Source organism: Proteus sp. ZN5 (assembly GCF_011046025.1).
In the GTDB taxonomy this organism is placed as follows: domain Bacteria; phylum Pseudomonadota; class Gammaproteobacteria; order Enterobacterales; family Enterobacteriaceae; genus Proteus.
The window spans coordinates 736767-756427 of record NZ_CP047639.1 but is presented as its reverse complement, the minus strand read 5'-3'; the positions used below and the strand labels follow the sequence as shown (position 1 = coordinate 756427).

The following is a 19661-nucleotide window of genomic DNA, read 5'->3' as shown; positions in this document are numbered from 1 at the left end:
TCATGAATTCAATTCGATATGCCCGCATCTGCCAAATGATGGCGATGCGGCAGCCTGATCTTACTGTCTGCCTTGAAGAAGTGCATAAATCCCATAATGTTGCAGCTGTTATAAGAACGGCTGACGCTGTGGGCATTCCTAAAATTCATGCTATTTGGCCTGAAGAAAAAATGCGGATGTTAGTTTCCCCCGCAGCAGGAAGTAATAGCTGGGTCAATGTAGAAACTCATCCTACTATCACAGAAGCGGTTAACGCCTTTCGAGCCCAAGGAATGCAAGTTCTTGCGACTCATCTCTCAGATAAAGCGGTTGATTTTCGTGAGATTGATTACACTCGTCCAACTTGTATTATTATGGGGCAAGAAAAAACGGGTATCTCACAAGATGCTATCGCGCTTGCAGATCAAGATATTATTGTGCCGATGATGGGAATGGTACAATCCCTGAATGTTTCTGTTGCTAGTGCACTCATTTTATATGAAGCACAACGCCAACGTCAGGCTGCGGGTATGTATAATCGAACAGAGAGCACCTTAACAGAAGAAGAACAACAAATTCTTCTTTTTGAAGGCGGATACCCAGTATTGGCAGAAGTTTCTCGTCGTAAAGGACTGCCTCGCCCTTATATTAATGGCAGCGGTGAAATTGAAGCACCTGAGTCATGGTGGGCGGAAATGCAAATGACGCAAAAACAACTTAGGAAATTAAAAAAGACGGAGTATTGATCCCATGAAAGGAAAACTGCTTGATGCAATCCCCTTAACCACTCTTCACGGCGTAGGTGCAAGTCAGGCAGACAAGCTGGCAAAAATAGGGCTTGTGACTATTGAGGATTTGTTACTCCACCTTCCTTTGCGTTATGAAGATCAAACGCACCTCTATGCTATCAGTGATCTCCTTCCCGGTATTCCTGCCACTGTTTCTGGCGAAATCTTAAGAACTGAAGTCAGTTTTGGTCGGCGTAAAATGATGACCTGCCAAATTTCTGACGGCTCTGGAATTTTAACACTTCGCTTTTTTAACTTTACAGCGGCGATGAAAAATAACCTTGCTCAAGGTAAACAGGTCACTGCTTATGGCGAAGTTAAACGAGGAAGTCGAGGCCCTGAAATTATTCACCCTGAATATAAAATCAAAGTTGCTGGCTCCGAAGTTAAACTACAAGAAACGCTCACTCCTATTTATTCAACGACAGAAGGCTTACGCCAAACATCATTACGTAAATTAATAGAACAAGCGTTAGAATTACTTGATACTTGTGCTATTAACGAACTATTACCCGATCAATTTATTCACGGTTTACCCCCGCTAGCCACAGCATTACGTACACTGCATAATCCACCTCCTGATATCGCTTTTGCAGAACTTGAGAAAGGACAGCATCCTGCGCAAAAGAGGCTAATTATTGAAGAATTGCTGGCTCACAATCTAGGTATGCTCAATGCAAGAGCTGGTGCACAATCTTATCGTGCAGAGCCATTGTTTATGCCAAATACATCAACATTACGTCAGCAGTTTCTCGCCTCTCTCCCCTTTACCCCGACTAATGCACAACAACGTGTCGTCAATGAGATAGAAATAGATTTAGAAAAAGACTATCCAATGATGCGATTGATCCAAGGAGATGTAGGCTCAGGTAAAACGCTAGTTGCCGCATTAAGTGCGTTACGTGCTATTGCTAATGGTAAGCAAGTGGCTTTAATGGCACCAACAGAATTGTTAGCAGAGCAACATGCATTAACCTTTAGAAAATGGTTTGAACCTTTTGATATCCAAGTAGGTTGGCTAGCAGGAAAACAGAAAGGAAAAGCCCGCGAAACACAGCAAAATGCCATTGCGAATGGTGAAGTATCGATCATTATTGGAACACATGCGATTTTCCAAGAACAAGTTAAATTTCACTCTCTAGCCTTAGTCATTATTGATGAACAACACCGTTTTGGTGTGCATCAACGCCTTGCATTATGGAAAAAAGGTGAAGAACAAGGCTTTCACCCCCATCAATTGGTGATGACAGCAACGCCGATCCCACGCACATTAGCGATGACCGCTTATGCTGATATGGACACCTCTATCATCGACGAATTACCGCCGGGGCGTACACCTGTTACTACTGTCGCTATCCCTGATACTCGCCGCAATGACATTATTGAACGCATCAGGCTGGCTTGCACAGAAGAGAACCGACAAGCCTATTGGGTATGCACCTTAATTGAAGATTCTGAAGTGCTTGAAGCGCAAGCAGCCCAAGTTATCTATGATGAACTAACAATAGCACTCCCTGAAATCAAAGTAGGATTGGTACATGGGCGAATGAAGCCCACAGAGAAACAAGCTGTCATGGCGGCATTTAAAGAAAATGAGCTCCAACTTTTAGTTGCTACAACAGTAATTGAAGTCGGCGTGGACGTGCCTAATGCCAGTTTAATGATCATTGATAACCCAGAACGACTAGGGCTCGCACAGTTACACCAATTACGTGGACGTGTAGGTCGAGGTGCTATCGCCTCCCATTGTGTCTTGTTATATAAAACACCACTCACTCAAACAGCGCGCTTGCGGTTACAGGTATTAAGAGATAGTAATGATGGTTTTGTCATTGCACAAAAAGATCTCGAAATTCGTGGGCCCGGTGAGCTTTTAGGGACTAAGCAAACAGGTAATGCACAATTTAAGGTCGCTGATTTATTACGTGACCAAGGACTTATTCCTGAAGTGCAACGTATCGCACGTTACCTGCATCAACACTATCCTAAACATTCTCAAGCCTTAATCGAACGCTGGCTACCAGCTAAGACACAATATAGCCAAGCTTAAAGTTATTCTTTTTCATGGCTTAGTGTGCGTTTAAACTCGCTTTAGATTGATCTCGAAATATTCGTAAATTGAATACCGTATAGAAAAACACCTCAATGTCGATATCCAACATTGAGGTGTTTTTTAACGTTTTGAAGCTATTTTAATTTATAGCAACCAATCTACCCCGCCACTATAGGCGTAAAAAACGGTAGCATCAGATACAATTTAATTACTATTGCATTCACAATATCAATGAAGAATGCACCGACCATAGGTACGACTAAGAACGCAAGATGAGACGGTCCAAAACGGTCTGTTACAGCTTGCATATTCGCAATCGCAGTTGGTGTAGCACCTAAACCAAAACCACAGTGACCTGCTGCTAAAATCGCGGCATCGTAGTTTTTACCCATGACACGGAAAGTCACAAAAATTGCATACAGTGCCATTACACCTGCTTGAACACCAAGGATAACCAGCATTGGTATCGCCAGTGACGCAAGCTCCCATAATTTCAAGCTCATTAATGCCATCGCTAAGAATAACGATAAACTCACGTTACCTAAGACTGACACCGCTCTATCAAAAACTCGGTAGAACCCAAGCATTGAAAGGCTATTACTTAAAATAACACCAATAAACAGAACACACACAAAGGTCGGTAGTGAGAATGCCGTACCTTCTAGCAGTTGAGAAAGGAACGTACCTGCCATTAAACAAATAGAGATCATCGCAATAGTTTCTAATAAAACCATTGAAGTGATCATTCGGCCTGTTGTCGGCTTCTCAAACGCTGTTGGCATTTCATGATCGTCAGCGCCTAATCCCGGCGTTGGGATATTTTTGATTAAATAGCGAGCTACTGGGCCACCAATCAAACCACCTAAAACTAAACCAAAAGTAGCACAAGCCATCGCGACTTCAGACGCGCTCATAAAACCATAATTTTCAACAAAGGTTTTACCCCAAGCCGCACCTGTACCATGACCACCCGATAATGTAATCGAGCCAGCCAGTAATCCCATTAATGGATCAAGGCCTAACATTTTTGCTAACGCAATACCGACTGTGTTTTGTACTAACAGCAGTCCAACAACAACAAAGACGAAAATAAAAAGCGCTTTTCCTCCCGCTTTTAAACTCGCAAGGTTTGCGTTTAAACCAATTGTTGCAAAGAAGGCCAGCATTAATGGATCTTTAAGTGAGAGATCAAAACTCACTTCCCAGTCCATAAAAGATTTGAATGCTAATAGAAGAACTGCAACAAGTAGTCCACCTGCAACGGGTTCTGGGATCGTATACCGTTCTAAAAAAGGAACAGATTTCACTAACTTACGTCCGATCAAGAGAACCAAAGTGGCCGCAACTAGCGTGCCATAAACATCAAGATGATACATTTATGTACCCCGTCTTATTTTGTTAATTTTATATAAAAATACTACGACGCTAAGTTCATCCATAAACAACGCCAAAAGCAGGTATCCCCGATTAGAAAAAAAAACGGAGACAAACACAAGTTAAAACATATAAAAATGTGAGCGCCTCTTATGCATTTTGATAACATCATTTTTACGCAAACGATTGCTTTTGTGGCGCAGATCATTAAAATACCGTTTTTGCCGAATAAGAAATTCACACCATGGTTACTTCAGAAAATCAAAATTTGCCTAAAAATAGTGATGTTTCAATTAAAACAAATAGCGAACTTCTTTTTGCTTTAGAAGAGAAACCGCCATTACCACAAACACTTTTTGCTGCTTGCCAACATCTTTTAGCTATGTTTGTCGCGGTTATTACACCCGCGATCCTCATTTGCCAAGCATTAGGATTACCTGCACACGATACCCAACGCATTATTAGCATGTCTTTATTTGCATCAGGCATTGCCTCTCTTATTCAAATTCGAGCTTGGGGACCGATAGGTTCAGGATTATTATCAATTCAAGGGACGAGCTTCAACTTTGTTGCTCCGCTCATTATGGGAGGATTAGCACTTAAAAATGGTGGGGCTGATATTCCAACGATGATGGCAGCCCTTTTTGGGACATTAATGGTCGCCTCATTAACCGAAATACTACTTTCTCGTGTACTTCACTTAGCAAGACGTATCATTACACCGTTAGTTTCTGGTGTCGTAGTAATGATAATCGGCCTCTCTTTAATTCAAGTTGGATTAACCTCTATTGGTGGTGGTTATGCAGCCATCGAGAATAATACCTTTGGTTCACCACAAAACTTGTTATTAGCAGGCTCTGTTCTTATCGTTATTATTTTACTTAATCGACAAAAAAATCCTTACTTACGAGTTGCTTCTTTGGTCATTGCAATGGCTGTGGGTTATGTTCTTGCTTGGGCTTTAGATATGTTGCCCACTCCCGTAGAACATCAAGAAACACCTTTTATGACTATTCCTGAGCCGTTTTATTATGGGCTGTCATTTGATTGGCATTTACTTATTCCTTTAATGCTGGTGTTTATGATCACATCACTAGAAACTATTGGGGATATTACCGCGACTTCTGATGTTTCAGAACAACCAGTCAGTGGTCCTGTGTATATGAAACGCATCAAAGGGGGCGTATTGGCTAATGGGATTAACTCTATGGTTTCAGCATTCTTTAATACCTTCCCAAACTCTTGTTTTGGTCAAAATAATGGTGTAATCCAATTAACCGGCGTTGCTAGTCGCTATGTAGGCTATGTTGTTGCAGCAATGCTCGTTATCTTAGGCTTATTTCCATTCGTTGCAGAGTTTGTGCAAAGAATTCCTGAACCCGTATTAGGCGGAGCCACATTAGTGATGTTCGGTACGATAGCGGCGTCAGGTGTACGTATTGTTTCTAAAGAGGCATTAAACCGCAGAGCCATCATGATCCTTGCGATTTCACTTGCGGTAGGGTTGGGTGTTTCACAACAGCCTCAAATATTGCAGTTTGCCCCTGATTGGCTAAAAACGTTGTTGTCATCAGGTATTGCTGCAGGCGGTTTAACAGCCATTATTTTAAATCTGATTTTCCCACCAGAAAAATAATCATTAATTAGCAACAGAATAAAAAAGCGTTATTTTCATAATTAAAAATAGCGCTTTTTTAATACTTGTCATATGGACACGACAAACAAACGAGTGGAATCTCTTTGATTTATCCGATGAATACTTGAGCATCGTCTAGTTTTCAGGCATAACTGTATAATGTTTTGATGGAGTATAAAACAGGAGAAGGGTTATGCGCTGGCTGATGAAAAGTTTGGTATCTCTGATACTTATCGTTATTTTATTTATTATTATAATTTACGCTTTTATTCAGACTCAGTGGGGCGCGCAGAAAACCAGTGAATGGCTGACACAATACTCTGACTATGATATTCGCTTCTCAGGTATTGAGCATGATCTAATGCAACCCGAGCAAGTCATTGTTCACGATCTCCTCGTTAATCCTAAACAAGATAAAGCCACAGTATCAGCAAAATCAGCACAAATTCGATTTAATTGGCAATTTTTTACCACCCCTTCTCATCTGCAAAAAATTACATTAGAAAATGGCAATATTGAGTTTGCAGACAAAACACCTTCAATACCATTAAGTGCCGATATATTACAATTTAAAAATATGGCACTAAGTAGTGAAAAAACTAATTTTTCTTTTGATGCCAAGAAAGTGACTGGCGGTATTACGCCGTGGCTCCCAACATCAACCGATTTGATAGGAGCGGGCCATTTCCAATTTTCTATTGCTAATGGCATGGTAAATAATAATGAATTCAGCAATTTTATTATCTCTGGGCAATATCAGCCAAATAGTATTCAAATAGAGAGATTAGGTACTCGTATACTTAATGGTTCACTATCTTTAAGTGGGCAATATCAAGATAATCAATGGAAATTTGATGATGTTTATATGAATGGGTTGCGCTGGCAATCCTCGCAAACCTTTAACGAATTAGTTCAGTCTCTCTCGGAATACCCTCGTATTAATATAAGATCACTTAATATTGTTGATTTTACTGCTGAAGGAAAACAGTGGGCAGTCAGTGGATTTGATGGGCAATTTTCTCAGTTTAGTTGGGATAACGCTCTTTCATTTACAACTGGTGAATTCAATACAAATGATGTTGTTTTTCAAGATGAACACTTCACTGATCTTATCGCAAAACTCAACCAGCAAAACAATCAACTCAATTTAGATAGCCTCAGCCTACGCTACGAGAAAGGCTTAATTAAACTTGCAGGTCATTGGAATAAAGACAATAAAACCATCACGATCCAAGACGCCACATTATCAGGTCTTTTATATACGCTACCTGAAAATTGGCTCACATTTTTAGCTAAACCAATAGATGATAAGAGTAATATTCAAAATATCACTATCGAACAGTTATCTATCAATCAATCCATTTTGATTGATATCACGCCAGAATTTCCATTCCAATTCACTAACTTAACAGGAAAGCTGCAAAACTTAGTGATTGCAAAAGAAGGTGAATGGGGATTATGGCAAGGCTCAGCGGTATTTAATGCTGATAGTGGTACATTAAATCGTATTGAATTACGTCGCCCTGATTTAAAAATTGTCACTCAACAAGACAACGCTATCGTTGAGCAATATTCAGCATTTATTGGTGATGGCATTGTTCGAGGTTCAGCCGGTTTAGTGCAATCTAACCAACAGCGCCAATTTTCACTTATTGCTAATGGGCTAAATGTACCTTTATCAACGCCTTACACATTAGGCTTAAAAACAACCTACTCTGACGAAGTAGGCCAATTCACACTAAAATTGAAAGGTGATTTACGTTCAAACCCAGTAGAACCAACACTTAATGGCACATTAACTGGGAGTAAAGGTGAGCAACAAATACTCAACTCAGTGATACAAAATGGCGAAATAATTAATCACCTATAATATTGATCTTTCGCAGGAGCACGGATTGCTCCCTTTATAAAAAGCGTTACAATGCGCTATTGCCTTTTTCTTTATTGTGGAGTTTTCATGTCTGACGAAGATTTTTCCCCTGAAAAAATATCTTTAAATGTGTTTCAACAATCTCCTTTAACTGCACTTGAAGATAACAGCACACTGCTTGTGTGTGATGACAACAAAACTCCGTTGTTCTATTGCCTTTCTAAAGAAGACTATGATGTATTGATTGAGCGAGTTATGGATGCCGAACTTGCAGCGATCGTACTTGAACGTCGCCAAAATAAATTAGATGAGCTTGATTTAGACTAAATTTATCGATGTGTAATTTGTCTTAAATAGAACAAACAAAAAACACCCTTTCAGGTGTTTTTTTGTTTTTATCATATCTTTACAGATGAAATTAACGTTTTTTCTTTTTACGACCTGGCTGAACAAAACGCTTACGGGAATTATTTTCCGTTTCTTTGGTTTTTGTTTGAGGAATATGAATACCCAATGCTTTTGCATTACTACTGATTTGTTTTTTCGGCTTATTTTGCTTTGGTTTTGGCGGTGCTTCAGAAGTTGATTTTTCAATCGCTTCAAATAAGGTAATCAGCTCATCATCCGTCAAATCACGCCATTCACCAACAGGCAATCCCGACAAGCTCACATTCATAATACGAATACGCTCAAGCTTGGTGACTTCATAACCAAAATATTCACACATACGACGAATTTGGCGGTTTAACCCTTGAACTAAGGTAATACGAAACACCATCGGCGCTTCTTTCTTCACCTTACATTTCTTGGTTTTTTGTCCCATGATAGGAACACCAGCACCCATTCCATGAATAAACTCATCTGTAATCGGCTTATTCACTGTCACAAGGTACTCTTTTTCGTGATCATTACCTGCACGTAGGATTTTATTCACTAAATCGCCGTGGTTGGTCAGGAAAATCAATCCTTGTGAATCTTTATCTAAACGTCCAATTGGGAAAATACGAGTACTGTGGTTAACATAGTCAACAATATTATCTTTTTCGCCATCATCTGTGGTACTGACAATTCCCACTGGCTTATTCAGTGCAATCAAAACCAGCTCAGAGTTATCCTGTGCTTCAATCAATCGACCATTGACTTTGACTTCATCGCCAGCAAATACTTGGTCACCAATACCGGCGCGCTTGCCATTAATAAGGACAAGTCCTTGCTCAATATAACGGTCAGCCTCACGGCGTGAGCAGATCCCGCTTTCACTGATATATTTATTAAGACGAGTAGATAAATTGGTGTCCATGCTTCCCTCCGTAAACTGCGAAATATACATCAATTGGATAGCGATAGAAACACTATAAAATAAGCATTAAAGCATAGATTGATTATCTCCACGCTTTAACGTAAAAAAAATAACAAAAATGTCCGCAAGAAAGGCAAAAAATAGATTAAATTCAATTAATTAAATAGAATACACTCAACACTGCTTATTTTGTGAAGGCAAAACAATATAAGTACCACTAAAAACAGCACCCACACCTTCATCACCACAAATATCAACATCTAGCTTAATGCGAGCCTTGCTACCCTTCGCTAATCGCCCTAAATCCCCGCTTAAATTTTCCATATCTGCAACGGCCGCAGGACGCCCTGATACTGGTTTGCGATAACGAATATGAGCATCCACCAGCACAATATCACCTTGCAGCTTATGCTCTCGCATTAATAGCCAAATCAATCCCCAACCTGTTAATGTTGCGAGTGAAAATTGGCTGCCTGCAAAAATAGTGTGATGAGGATTTTGGTTTCCCGCTTCAGGGATAGTGGTATAAAAACGGGTTCCCGTATATTGAGTAATACGTAATCCCATTTTCTCACTTAAAGGAATATGTTGGTGCCACTGCTTTTGTAATTCAGCACACCAATCAGGTCGATGAAGAATATCATCTAAAGACTCAATACTTTTCTTCATAAAAAAGTGCTTAATGGGTGTGGTTTGAGGGCCAGTGACTAGACCACAATTTTCATAACCCAATTTTTCAAAGAAATTTACAGACTCTTCTCTTGCACTACACACGATCCGCTTTATACCTTCTTGGCGAGCCAATGATTCTAGCGCCATAGCGACAAGAGTGCCTAAACCTTTACCTTGTGCATCTGTACGTACTGCCATAAAGCGGATAGCGCCTTCGTTATCCGCATTAATATAAAGCCGTCCTATCGCGACAGGTTGCCCGGTTTCATCGACAACCATTTGGTGATGAGCAAGGGTATCATAACCGTCTTTTTCAGAGCCTTCAGGTTGATGTAGAGGTTTACGAAGCATTTCCCAGCGAAAAGCATAATAGACATCAAACTCCGCCTCTGTTTTTGGGGTTCGTAAATGGTACATATCTGAGCTCCTTTTAACATCACTACATGTTCGACGTTATACCTGCAACCAAAAGGTGACTGGGCCGTCATTAGTCAGTGTGATTTGCATATCCGCGGCGAATTGGCCTGTTTGTGTTTCTAAACCTTGCTGCTGGCATTGTTCTATAAAGTAATGGTAGAGGTTTTTCGCTAATTCAGGAGGCGCACCATTCGAAAAACCAGGGCGCATTCCTTTTTGTGTTTCTGCGGCCAGTGTGAATTGAGAGACGACTAATAAACTGCCACCGGCTTGTTGCACATTTAGGTTCATCTTGTCGTTTTCATCGCTAAATATGCGATAACTGCACACTTTTTCACATAATCTTTTGGCTTTCTGTTCGTTGTCGTCTTTCTCGACACCTAATAAAACCAACAAACCTTGATTAATAGCGCCGACTGTTTCACCTGCAATATCCACTTTCGCCTGTGTCACTCGTTGAATTAACGCAATCATACTCTCTCCAAAATAAATCAATAAAAAAGGATAACAAATTCAATCCATTGTTATCCTTACAATAGCATTATTCTTCTACTGGGAGAGAAAAATCATAATCTTTGAAGTAGTCAATGACAGTTTGTTTATCAAGGACATGTACACCTTTCATGCCCACAGCAATAGCTGCATCAACATTGGCTTTCACATCATCAAAGAAAACGGCATCTTGTGCTTCAATGTCTTCAGACTGTAAAACATACTTATAGATTTCAGGATCTGGTTTTCTCATACCGATATCTTGAGATAGATAGAGGAAATCTGCTGAGGCAGCTATTTCAGGATAGTGTTCTGGCCAGTAATCTTGGTGTAAACGGTTAGTATTTGATAACACCACAACCCGATGTCCTTGCTCTCTTAACTTATTCATTATATCAATGACTTCAGGGCGAATTGCGATAAAAATAGCCTGCCATCCTTCAGCAAATTGCTCAAAACTTAAATTCATTTCTAATTCTGAACTAATTTCTTCTGCAAACTCGATGTCTGTAATATTGCCGCGTTCGTGTAATTTAAAGATCTCTCCTGTGGTGAAATTCTTTTTTATGTTCGCTAATGGAACACCACTGAGCTTACTCCATACTGCGAATACCCGGTTAAAATCGATATCAATAATCACATTACCCATATCAAAGATATAAAGCATAAATCCTCTCCATAATAGAAAACTCATTTTACTTTAATCATAAATCGCTTTACTGAACAGGCTTAAACACCAAAAAAGTACAATAATCACACTTAATTTTTTTGTAAAACATAAAACCAGAATAGGGGGAGACGAAAAATGAGACTAAAAGCATCATTATCTATAATGCATAATAGGCTGGATGATAACTTTTGATATTGATACCAGAAAAAAATACTTAAATTGTAAATGCAGCTTGAGAAATAAAAGGTAAGAAAAGAGAGGCAGGAAGAGAAAAACTTATGCGGTGGCAAATGTTCCACCGCATTCGTCTTATAGTACAACTAGTACCACATACTCTAAATAATTTAAGTTACAGCTAGGCGACTAGTTAAACGCAACCAACTCTGTAACTTGAAGTATGGCGAGTATAAACTCAGGGCGCTAACGCGCCCTAAGAATTATGTTATCAGAATAACGAATTAGTCTTTGCTACGGTAAGCACGACGACGATCGTTTTCTGACAGATAACGCTTACGCAGACGGATAGACTGCGGAGTGACTTCAACTAACTCATCGTCATCAATAAATTCTAATGCTTGTTCTAATGTTTGTTTCAGGTGTGGAGTCAGCGTTGTCGCCTCATCTGTACCAGAAGCACGCATGTTAGTCAGCTTTTTACCCGTCAAACAGTTTACTGTTAAGTCATTAGAGCGAGTATGAATACCAATCACTTGGCCTTCATAAACTTCTGCACCATGAGTAACGAATAATTTACCGCGGTCTTGTAAGCTATACAGTGCGTAAGCAACGGCTTTACCTTGGCCATTAGAGATCATAACACCGTTATTACGGCGACCGATTTCACCTGGACGAACATCATCATAGTGACTGAATGTTGCATACAGTAAACCAGTACCTGATGTCATGGTCATAAATTCAGTACGGAAACCAATCAGACCACGGCTAGGGATAATGTAGTCTAAACGTACACGTCCTTTACCATCTGGTTGCATATCACGCATTTCGCCTTTACGTTCACCCATCGCTTGCATCACATCACCTTGGTGCTGTTCTTCAATATCGATAGTTACTTGTTCGAAAGGCTCTTGTTTACGGCCGTCAATATCACGGAAGATAACTTTAGGACGAGATACACCTAATTCGAAACCTTCACGACGCATATTTTCAATCAGAACTGACAGGTGAAGCTCACCACGACCTGATACACGGAATGCATCTGGGTCTTCAGTTTCTTCTACACGTAATGCTACGTTATGGACTAACTCTTTTTTCAGACGATCTAAAATCTGACGAGAAGTCACAAACTTACCTTCACGACCACAGAAAGGTGAAGTATTAACACAGAAATACATGCTAACAGTTGGTTCATCAACGGCTAATGCAGGTAATGCTTCAACAGCACCTGTTTCGCAGATCGTATCAGAAATATTCAATTCACCTAAGCCTGTAATTGCGATGATATCGCCAGCTTCTGCTACTTCAACTTCGATACGTTCTAAGCCTAAGTGACCTAATACTTTACCGACTTTACCGTTACGAGTATTACCTTCACTATCGATGAGAGTGATTTGTTGGTTAGGTTTAACCTTACCACGCTTGATACGACCGATACCGATAACACCCATGTAGTTGTTGTAGTCCAACTGAGAAATTTGCATCTGGAATGTACCTTCCAGATCAACTTTTGGTGGCTCTACATATTTGACAATAGCTTCGTATAACGGAGTCATATCTTCAGCCATGTCATTGTAATCTGTTCCCGCAATACCGTTTAATGCAGATGCATAGATAATTGGGAAATCAAGTTGTTCGTCAGTTGCGCCTAAGTTTACGAACAGGTCAAATACCTGATCAACAACCCAGTCTGGACGCGCACCAGGGCGGTCAACTTTATTGATAACAACAATTGGTTTTAAGTTGTTAGCAAACGCTTTTTGTGTCACAAAACGAGTTTGTGGCATTGGGCCATCCATCGCGTCAACCAGCAATAGAACGCAGTCTACCATAGACATAACGCGTTCTACCTCACCACCGAAGTCGGCGTGTCCTGGGGTATCTACGATATTGATACGATAGTCATTCCATTTAATCGCTGTATTTTTCGCAAGAATAGTAATTCCGCGCTCTCTTTCGAGATCATTTGAGTCCATCACGCGCTCAGCAACGGTTTCACGTTCGCCGAACGTACCAGATTGCTGTAGTAATTTATCGACGATAGTTGTTTTACCATGGTCAACGTGGGCGATGATGGCGATATTACGCAAGTTTTCGATCACAAAATTTGCCTCAGGCATTGTAGAAATAAGCGCAGTATTGTACACGCTTTAGACGAGAGACTAAACAAGATCACAATAATGATTGCTTAACAATATGCAATTAATTGAATTGTGATCCTTTTCACGCCTCAGAATTTAGTAGCATCCGTTCGATTGCACCAAAATAGTGCAACTAATTAGGCTTAATTTGCACCAACTTTGTGCAATAATTAAAAAATCACAGGAGATATTCTACACTAAACTTCATCAATACAGTATATATCCCTTTTTAGATAAGTTGGCATGCTTTTCGCAATAGAATTTAGGTGAGCAAAAAATTCACCGAAAAATGTGTAAGGCCACTGCACTCAATAAAACCATTCGCCAGGAGAGTTCCTATGTCCCTTGAACATGTGTTATCCATGATTGAAGAACATAAAGTTAGATATATTGACTTACGTTTCACTGATACCCGCGGTAAAGAACAACATCTTACTATTCCGGCTCATCAGGTTAACGATGATTTCTTTGAAGAAGGAAAAATGTTCGATGGTTCTTCTATTGGTGGCTGGAAAGGCATTAACGAATCAGACATGGTACTGATGCCAGATGCAACAACTGCAATGCTTGACCCATTTTTCCAAGATCCAACCCTGATTATTCGTTGCGACGTTTTAGAACCTGGCACAATGCAAGGTTACGATCGCGACCCACGTTCTATCTCAAAACGTGCTGAAGACTATTTAAAATCAAGTGGTATCGCAGACACAGTGCTGTTTGGACCAGAGCCAGAATTCTTCCTGTTTGATGATATTCGTTTCAAAAACGATATTTCAGGCGCTTCTTACGCTATCAATGATATTGAAGCTGCATGGAATACAAATACCAAATATGAAGACGGCAACAAAGGTCACCGCCCAATGGTTAAAGGGGGTTATTTCCCTCTGCCACCAGTCGATTCATCACAAGATATTCGTTCTACTATGTGTAACATCATGGAAGAAATGGGCTTAGTTGTTGAGGCTCATCACCATGAAGTAGCAACTGCGGGTCAAAATGAAGTGGCTACTCGCTTTAATACTATGACCAAAAAAGCAGATGAAACCCAAATTTATAAATACGTGGTACAAAACGTCGCTCACGTATTTGGTAAAACCGCGACCTTTATGCCAAAACCATTAGTTGGTGATAATGGTTCAGGTATGCACTGCCATATGTCACTGTCTAAAAACGGTGTAAACCTGTTTGCTGGCGACAAATACGGCGGATTATCTGAAATGGCGCTGTATTATATCGGCGGTATTATCAAACATGCTCGTGCATTAAATGCATTTACTAACCCAACCACTAACTCTTACAAACGTTTAGTTCCGGGTTTTGAAGCACCTGTAATGCTGGCTTACTCTGCACGTAACCGTTCAGCGTCAATTCGTATTCCTGTTGTTGCTAGCATGAAAGCGCGCCGTATTGAAGTGCGTTTCCCAGATCCGTTAGCAAACCCTTACCTTGCGTTTGCTGCACAGTTAATGGCTGGTCTTGATGGAATTATCAATAAAATTCACCCTGGTGATGCTATGGATAAAAACCTCTATGACTTACCACCAGAAGAAGCGAAAGAGATCCCAACTGTCGCAGGTTCATTAGAAGAAGCATTGAATACATTAAATGCAGATCGTGAATTCTTAACTCGCGGTGGTGTATTTACTGATGATGCTATTGATGCTTATTTAGAATTATTACGTGCTGATGTTCAACGTGTACGTATGGCTCCACATCCTCTTGAATTTGAAATGTATTACAGCGCTTAAGACTATTTTTACTAATAAACACTTAAGCCTAGATGTAAAACTGTTTTTTTTTGCCGTGAAGCTATTTTGCCCATCTTCGGATGGGCACTTTTCTCCCACTTAAGGAGTCAGTCTTTTCACTTACGCATTGGTGCATTAATGTAATAAAGGTAAGATGCACTAAAATGGTGCAATGGGGTATTCAATATGGAAACGGCAGACTTACCTGATAACACATTAATTTTAGACTCATTGATACACTCTGTATTGGTTATCAACAAAGAGTTTATTATTTGCTACGCAAATCATTCTGCGTTGCAGGTTTTAGCACAAAGCCGTCGAAAATTATTTGAAACGCCTTTCACTGCCCTTTTCAGCTATTACTCTTTTGACGCTGATTTAATGCGTGAAACATTAGCGAATGGACAAAGCTTTACCGACAATGAAGTGATATTGGTTGTTAATAACCAATCACACACAATGTCGCTCAGTGCCCAACCTCTTTCCGAGCAACATATTTTGCTGGAACTGGCGCCTATGGATAGTCAACGCCGGTTAAGCCAAGAGCAGATCCAACAAGCCCAGCAAATGGCTGCTAGGGAATTGGTTAGGGGGCTGGCACATGAAATTAAAAATCCGTTAGGAGGATTAAGGGGTGCGGCTCAGTTGCTGGCAAAATCCTTACCTGATCCAGCCTTAACGGAATACACGCAAGTCATTATTGAACAAGCTGATCGCCTACGAGTGCTGGTGGACCGATTACTTGGCCCTCAACACCCGGGGACAAAAATACATCAGAGCATTCATCATGTTGTTGAGCGCGTTGCTCAGCTTATTTCGCTTGAATGCCCTGAAAATGTCTCCTTGCTAAAAGATTACGATCCGAGCTTACCTGAGTTATCACATTACCCAGATCAAATAGAACAAGTACTCCTAAATATTACACGCAATGCATTACAAGCCGTTGAAAAAACAGGAGGAACGATTATTTTACGTACCCGTACTGCTTTTCAAGTCACACTTCATGGCGAACGCCATCGCCTTGTTGCTCGCATTGATGTGATTGATACTGGTGATGGCATTCCTCCACATCTACAAGATACGCTTTTTTACCCCATGGTGAGTGGTAGAGAAGATGGGAATGGATTGGGGCTATCTATTGCACGTAATTTAGTGGATCAACATGCAGGTAAAATTGAATTTACCAGTTGGCCCGGAAATACTGAATTTTCTATTTATTTGCCAATTAAGTAGGAGATAACCAATGCAAAAGGGAAATGTATGGGTTGTTGATGATGACAGCTCTATTCGCTGGGTACTTGAGCGCGCTATTTCTCGTGAAGGTCTGTTCTGTAAAACCTTTGAACATGCGAATGATGTGCTGAATGCACTCAATACAGAAATACCTGATGTATTGTTATCAGATATTCGCATGCCTGATATTGATGGTTTATCTCTTCTAAAAATAATTAAAGAACAATATCCGACGCTGCCCGTGATTATTATGACGGCACATTCTGACTTAGATGCAGCTGTTAATGCCTATCAACAAGGGGCTTTTGATTATCTGCCAAAGCCGTTCGATATCGATGAAACATTGGCATTAATTGATCGCGCCATTACTCATTATCGAGAGCAAAAACAACCAAGTACCGATGAAACCTCACTGCAATCAGTTTCAGATATGATAGGTGAAGCACCTGCAATGCAAGAGGTCTACCGTATTATTGGTCGGCTTTCTCGCTCCTCAATTAGTGTGCTGATTAATGGGGAGTCGGGAACAGGGAAAGAGCTAGTAGCACATGCATTACATCGCCACAGTCCAAGGGCTTCCTCTCCTTTTATTGCCTTAAATATGGCCGCTATTCCTAAAGACTTGATTGAATCAGAGCTTTTTGGTCACGAAAAGGGCGCATTCACAGGAGCCTCTCAAGTACGTCAAGGTCGATTTGAACAAGCGAATGGTGGTTCTCTGTTTCTTGATGAAATTGGTGATATGCCTCTTGATATTCAAACACGTTTACTGCGAGTCCTTGCTGAAGGGCAATTCTATCGAGTCGGTGGTTATGCCCCTGTAAAAGTCGATGTGCGTATTATTGCCGCTACACATCAAGATTTAGAAAAACGAGTTCAAGCAGGTGATTTTCGTGAAGATCTCTATCATCGACTCAATGTAATACGCATTCAGTTACCCCCATTACGTGATAGAACTGAAGATATTCCCAGCTTAGCGCGCTATTTTCTGCAAAAAACAGCTAAAGAATTAGGTGTCGAAACCAAAGCGCTTCATCAGCAAAGTTTACAAATAATGATGGAGTACAACTGGTCAGGTAACGTCAGACAATTAGAGAATGTGTGTCGCTGGTTAACGGTAATGACGGCAAGCCAAGAGATTATGCCTCAAGATTTACCACAAGAAATTCGCCAATCTGATGAAAAGACAAAAAATATTAGTCGAATTGCTTCTTCTCAACATTGGTCACAACATCTTTCATTATGGGCAGATGAAGCATTAGGAGAAGGGAAAGAAAACATCTTAACAGATGCCCTACCTCAATTTGAACGCACATTATTACTTAGTGCTTTGGCATACACTCAAGGACATAAACAAGATGCGGCAAGATTGTTAGGTTGGGGTAGAAATACATTAACCCGTAAATTAAAAGAGTTAGGGATAGAGGAATATTGATCCTCTACCCCCTTCATCGATTAAATAACACGCGAGAATTGACGTTGGCGCATTTGATTTCGTAAATAGGTATCAAAACACATACAGATATTACGAATAAGCAAACGTCCTCGTGGTGTAACTTGAATACCATCTGCTGTTATTTCAACTAAACCGTCATCCTTCATTGGCACAAGTAATTCTAAATCTTCTTTAAAATAGTCATGGAAGGCAATATTGTGCATTTTTTCAATATCAGAAAAATGCAGACTAAAATTACAAATTAAGGTTTTAATGACATCTCGACGAATACAATCATCATTAGTCAGAGATAAACCTCGCCATAGTGCATTCCCTTCACTATTGACACGCGCATAATACTCTTTCAATACTTTTTCATTTTGCGCGTAGTTATCGCCTAACATACTTATTGCAGAAACACCCATACCTAATAAATCACACTCTTCATGAGTGGTATAACCTTGGAAATTACGATGTAAAATACCTTTACGCTGAGCAACTGCTAATTCGTCATCAGGTTTAGCAAAGTGATCCATACCAATAAACTGATAGCCATTTGTTGTCAGCGTAGAAATGGTTTCTTGTAATATTTCTAATTTTTCTTCAGCTAAAGGGAGATCTTCATCTTTAATTTTACGCTGAGCAGCGAATAAATTAGGTAAGTGTGCATAATTGAAAACACTCAATCTATCAGGTGATAATTCAATAACGCGTTTTAATGTAAAAGCAAAACTCTCTTTGGTTTGCTTAGGTAAACCATAAATTAAGTCAATGCTGGTGGAGTGAAAACCCACTTCACGCGCACGCTCTACCAATGAAAAAATAAACGCTTCATCTTGCTCACGATTGACTTTTTGTTGCACTTCTTTATTGAAATCTTGCACTCCCATACTCAGGCGATTAAACCCTTCATGACGTAGATGATCAATAACATCTAGCTCAATTTCTCGAGGATCGATTTCGATAGAGAGTTCTGCATTATCAACAAAATGAAAATGGTGACGTAATAGTGAAACCAATCGGCTAATTTGTTGCTTATCCAGAAAAGTAGGTGTGCCCCCACCCCAATGCATTTGAGTCACTTTTCTGTCTTTAAAATAACGAGCTCTGTTAATAATTTCTTTTTCTAAAACATCAAGATATTCATCTGCCTTATGTTTATGCCGAGTAATAATTTTATTACAACCGCAGAAATAGCACAGCTTATGGCAGAAAGGGATATGAATATAAAGCGATAAAGGACGCTCAAGATAACGTTGAGTCGCTTTGATAAAATCATCATCGCCATATTGCTGATTAAACTCTAATGCTGTTGGGTATGATGTATAGCGAGGACCTGAATAGTTATACTTATGGATCAGGTCAAGATCCCAAATAATTGTTTGTTCTGACATGCCTCTACCTTCCAAAAGTGAACCGCTGATATTTCATACCAGCAAACAGACATTATGAATATCTGAAAGAATAGTGTAACCAATAAATCGAGAACTGAATATGATCGAAAGAGGTATCGTATAAATCCCTTTCTTCTTATTGATAGGCGATAACACTTAAATATTCGACGTGATGTAAGTCACATTATATAAAAATAGTCTTATCCATTAAAAATATTCATGAATAAATTAAGTTTATTCAATATGTTAGTAGTTTTAATTCATCGTGGAATATCAGAAGAAAAC

The 19661-nt window shown here is 39.9% G+C and carries 15 protein-coding genes; 8 read left to right on the top strand and 7 right to left on the bottom strand.

Annotated elements, in window-relative coordinates:
* The first annotated feature begins 2 nt into the window (after window positions 1-2).
* Together trmH and recG are read left to right on the top strand one after the other, a co-directional pair.
* Window positions 3-725: a tRNA (guanosine(18)-2'-O)-methyltransferase TrmH gene (gene trmH / locus GTK47_RS03480; protein ID WP_088494336.1), complete on the top strand. Its 723-nt coding sequence runs from the start codon at window positions 3-5 to the stop codon at window positions 723-725.
* Between the two features lie 4 nt (window positions 726-729).
* Window positions 730-2817 (top strand): ATP-dependent DNA helicase RecG, encoded by a 2088-nt coding sequence (recG, locus tag GTK47_RS03475; RefSeq protein ID WP_165122159.1) that lies wholly within the window; start codon window positions 730-732, stop codon window positions 2815-2817.
* Window positions 2818-2978: 161 nt separating this feature from the next.
* Here the strand turns inward: recG and gltS are convergent, their stop codons facing one another.
* The gene (gltS, locus tag GTK47_RS03470) at window positions 2979-4196 is read right to left on the bottom strand and encodes a sodium/glutamate symporter (RefSeq protein ID WP_165122158.1); all 1218 of its coding nucleotides are present in this window, start codon (window positions 4194-4196) and stop codon (window positions 2979-2981) included.
* A 242-nt stretch (window positions 4197-4438) separates the two neighbouring features.
* On the opposite strand from gltS, the gene GTK47_RS03465 reads away from it, so the two are divergent.
* The 3 genes from GTK47_RS03465 to GTK47_RS03455 all read left to right on the top strand — a co-directional run bounded on the left by GTK47_RS03465 (window position 4439) and on the right by GTK47_RS03455 (window position 8027).
* A complete protein-coding gene (locus tag GTK47_RS03465; protein ID WP_165122157.1) occupies window positions 4439-5830 on the top strand; it encodes a uracil-xanthine permease family protein in 1392 nt (463 codons plus the stop codon).
* Between the two features lie 193 nt (window positions 5831-6023).
* Entirely contained in the window at window positions 6024-7700 is a 1677-nt protein-coding gene (locus GTK47_RS03460) for an AsmA family protein (RefSeq protein WP_165122156.1), read from the top strand.
* An 87-nt stretch (window positions 7701-7787) separates the two neighbouring features.
* Window positions 7788-8027, top strand: a complete 240-nt coding sequence (locus tag GTK47_RS03455) for a hypothetical protein (protein WP_165122155.1) — start codon at window positions 7788-7790, stop codon at window positions 8025-8027.
* Window positions 8028-8118: 91 nt separating this feature from the next.
* Here GTK47_RS03455 and rluF read toward each other — a convergent pair whose 3' ends face one another.
* From rluF to typA, 5 genes are all read right to left on the bottom strand, one after another.
* Window positions 8119-9000 (bottom strand): 23S rRNA pseudouridine(2604) synthase RluF, encoded by an 882-nt coding sequence (rluF, locus tag GTK47_RS03450; RefSeq protein WP_098941675.1) that lies wholly within the window; start codon window positions 8998-9000, stop codon window positions 8119-8121.
* A gap of 174 nt (window positions 9001-9174) precedes the next feature.
* Window positions 9175-10089, bottom strand: a complete 915-nt coding sequence (gene fabY / locus GTK47_RS03445; protein WP_165122154.1) for a fatty acid biosynthesis protein FabY — start codon at window positions 10087-10089, stop codon at window positions 9175-9177.
* A 36-nt stretch (window positions 10090-10125) separates the two neighbouring features.
* Window positions 10126-10563, bottom strand: a complete 438-nt coding sequence (dtd, locus tag GTK47_RS03440; protein ID WP_165122153.1) for a D-aminoacyl-tRNA deacylase — start codon at window positions 10561-10563, stop codon at window positions 10126-10128.
* Between the two features lie 67 nt (window positions 10564-10630).
* Complete coding sequence (yihX, locus tag GTK47_RS03435; RefSeq protein ID WP_165122152.1) at window positions 10631-11248, bottom strand: glucose-1-phosphatase; 618 nt, start codon at window positions 11246-11248, stop codon at window positions 10631-10633.
* A gap of 461 nt (window positions 11249-11709) precedes the next feature.
* On the bottom strand, window positions 11710-13545 hold the full coding sequence (gene typA, locus GTK47_RS03430; RefSeq protein ID WP_165122151.1) for a ribosome-dependent GTPase TypA: 1836 nt from the start codon (window positions 13543-13545) through the stop codon (window positions 11710-11712).
* 359 nt (window positions 13546-13904) lie between these two features.
* Between typA and glnA the strand changes: the two genes are divergently transcribed.
* The 3 genes from glnA (at window position 13905) to glnG (ending at window position 17982) form a co-directional block, all read left to right on the top strand.
* Window positions 13905-15314 (top strand): glutamate--ammonia ligase, encoded by a 1410-nt coding sequence (gene glnA / locus GTK47_RS03425; protein WP_088494326.1) that lies wholly within the window; start codon window positions 13905-13907, stop codon window positions 15312-15314.
* A gap of 186 nt (window positions 15315-15500) precedes the next feature.
* On the top strand, window positions 15501-16547 hold the full coding sequence (gene glnL / locus GTK47_RS03420) for a nitrogen regulation protein NR(II) (RefSeq protein WP_165122150.1): 1047 nt from the start codon (window positions 15501-15503) through the stop codon (window positions 16545-16547).
* A 10-nt stretch (window positions 16548-16557) separates the two neighbouring features.
* On the top strand, window positions 16558-17982 hold the full coding sequence (gene glnG, locus GTK47_RS03415) for a nitrogen regulation protein NR(I) (protein WP_165122149.1): 1425 nt from the start codon (window positions 16558-16560) through the stop codon (window positions 17980-17982).
* A gap of 20 nt (window positions 17983-18002) precedes the next feature.
* On the opposite strand, the gene hemN is transcribed toward glnG, so the two are convergent.
* Window positions 18003-19376 (bottom strand): oxygen-independent coproporphyrinogen III oxidase, encoded by a 1374-nt coding sequence (hemN, locus tag GTK47_RS03410; RefSeq protein WP_165122148.1) that lies wholly within the window; start codon window positions 19374-19376, stop codon window positions 18003-18005.
* Window positions 19377-19661 lie beyond the last annotated feature (285 nt).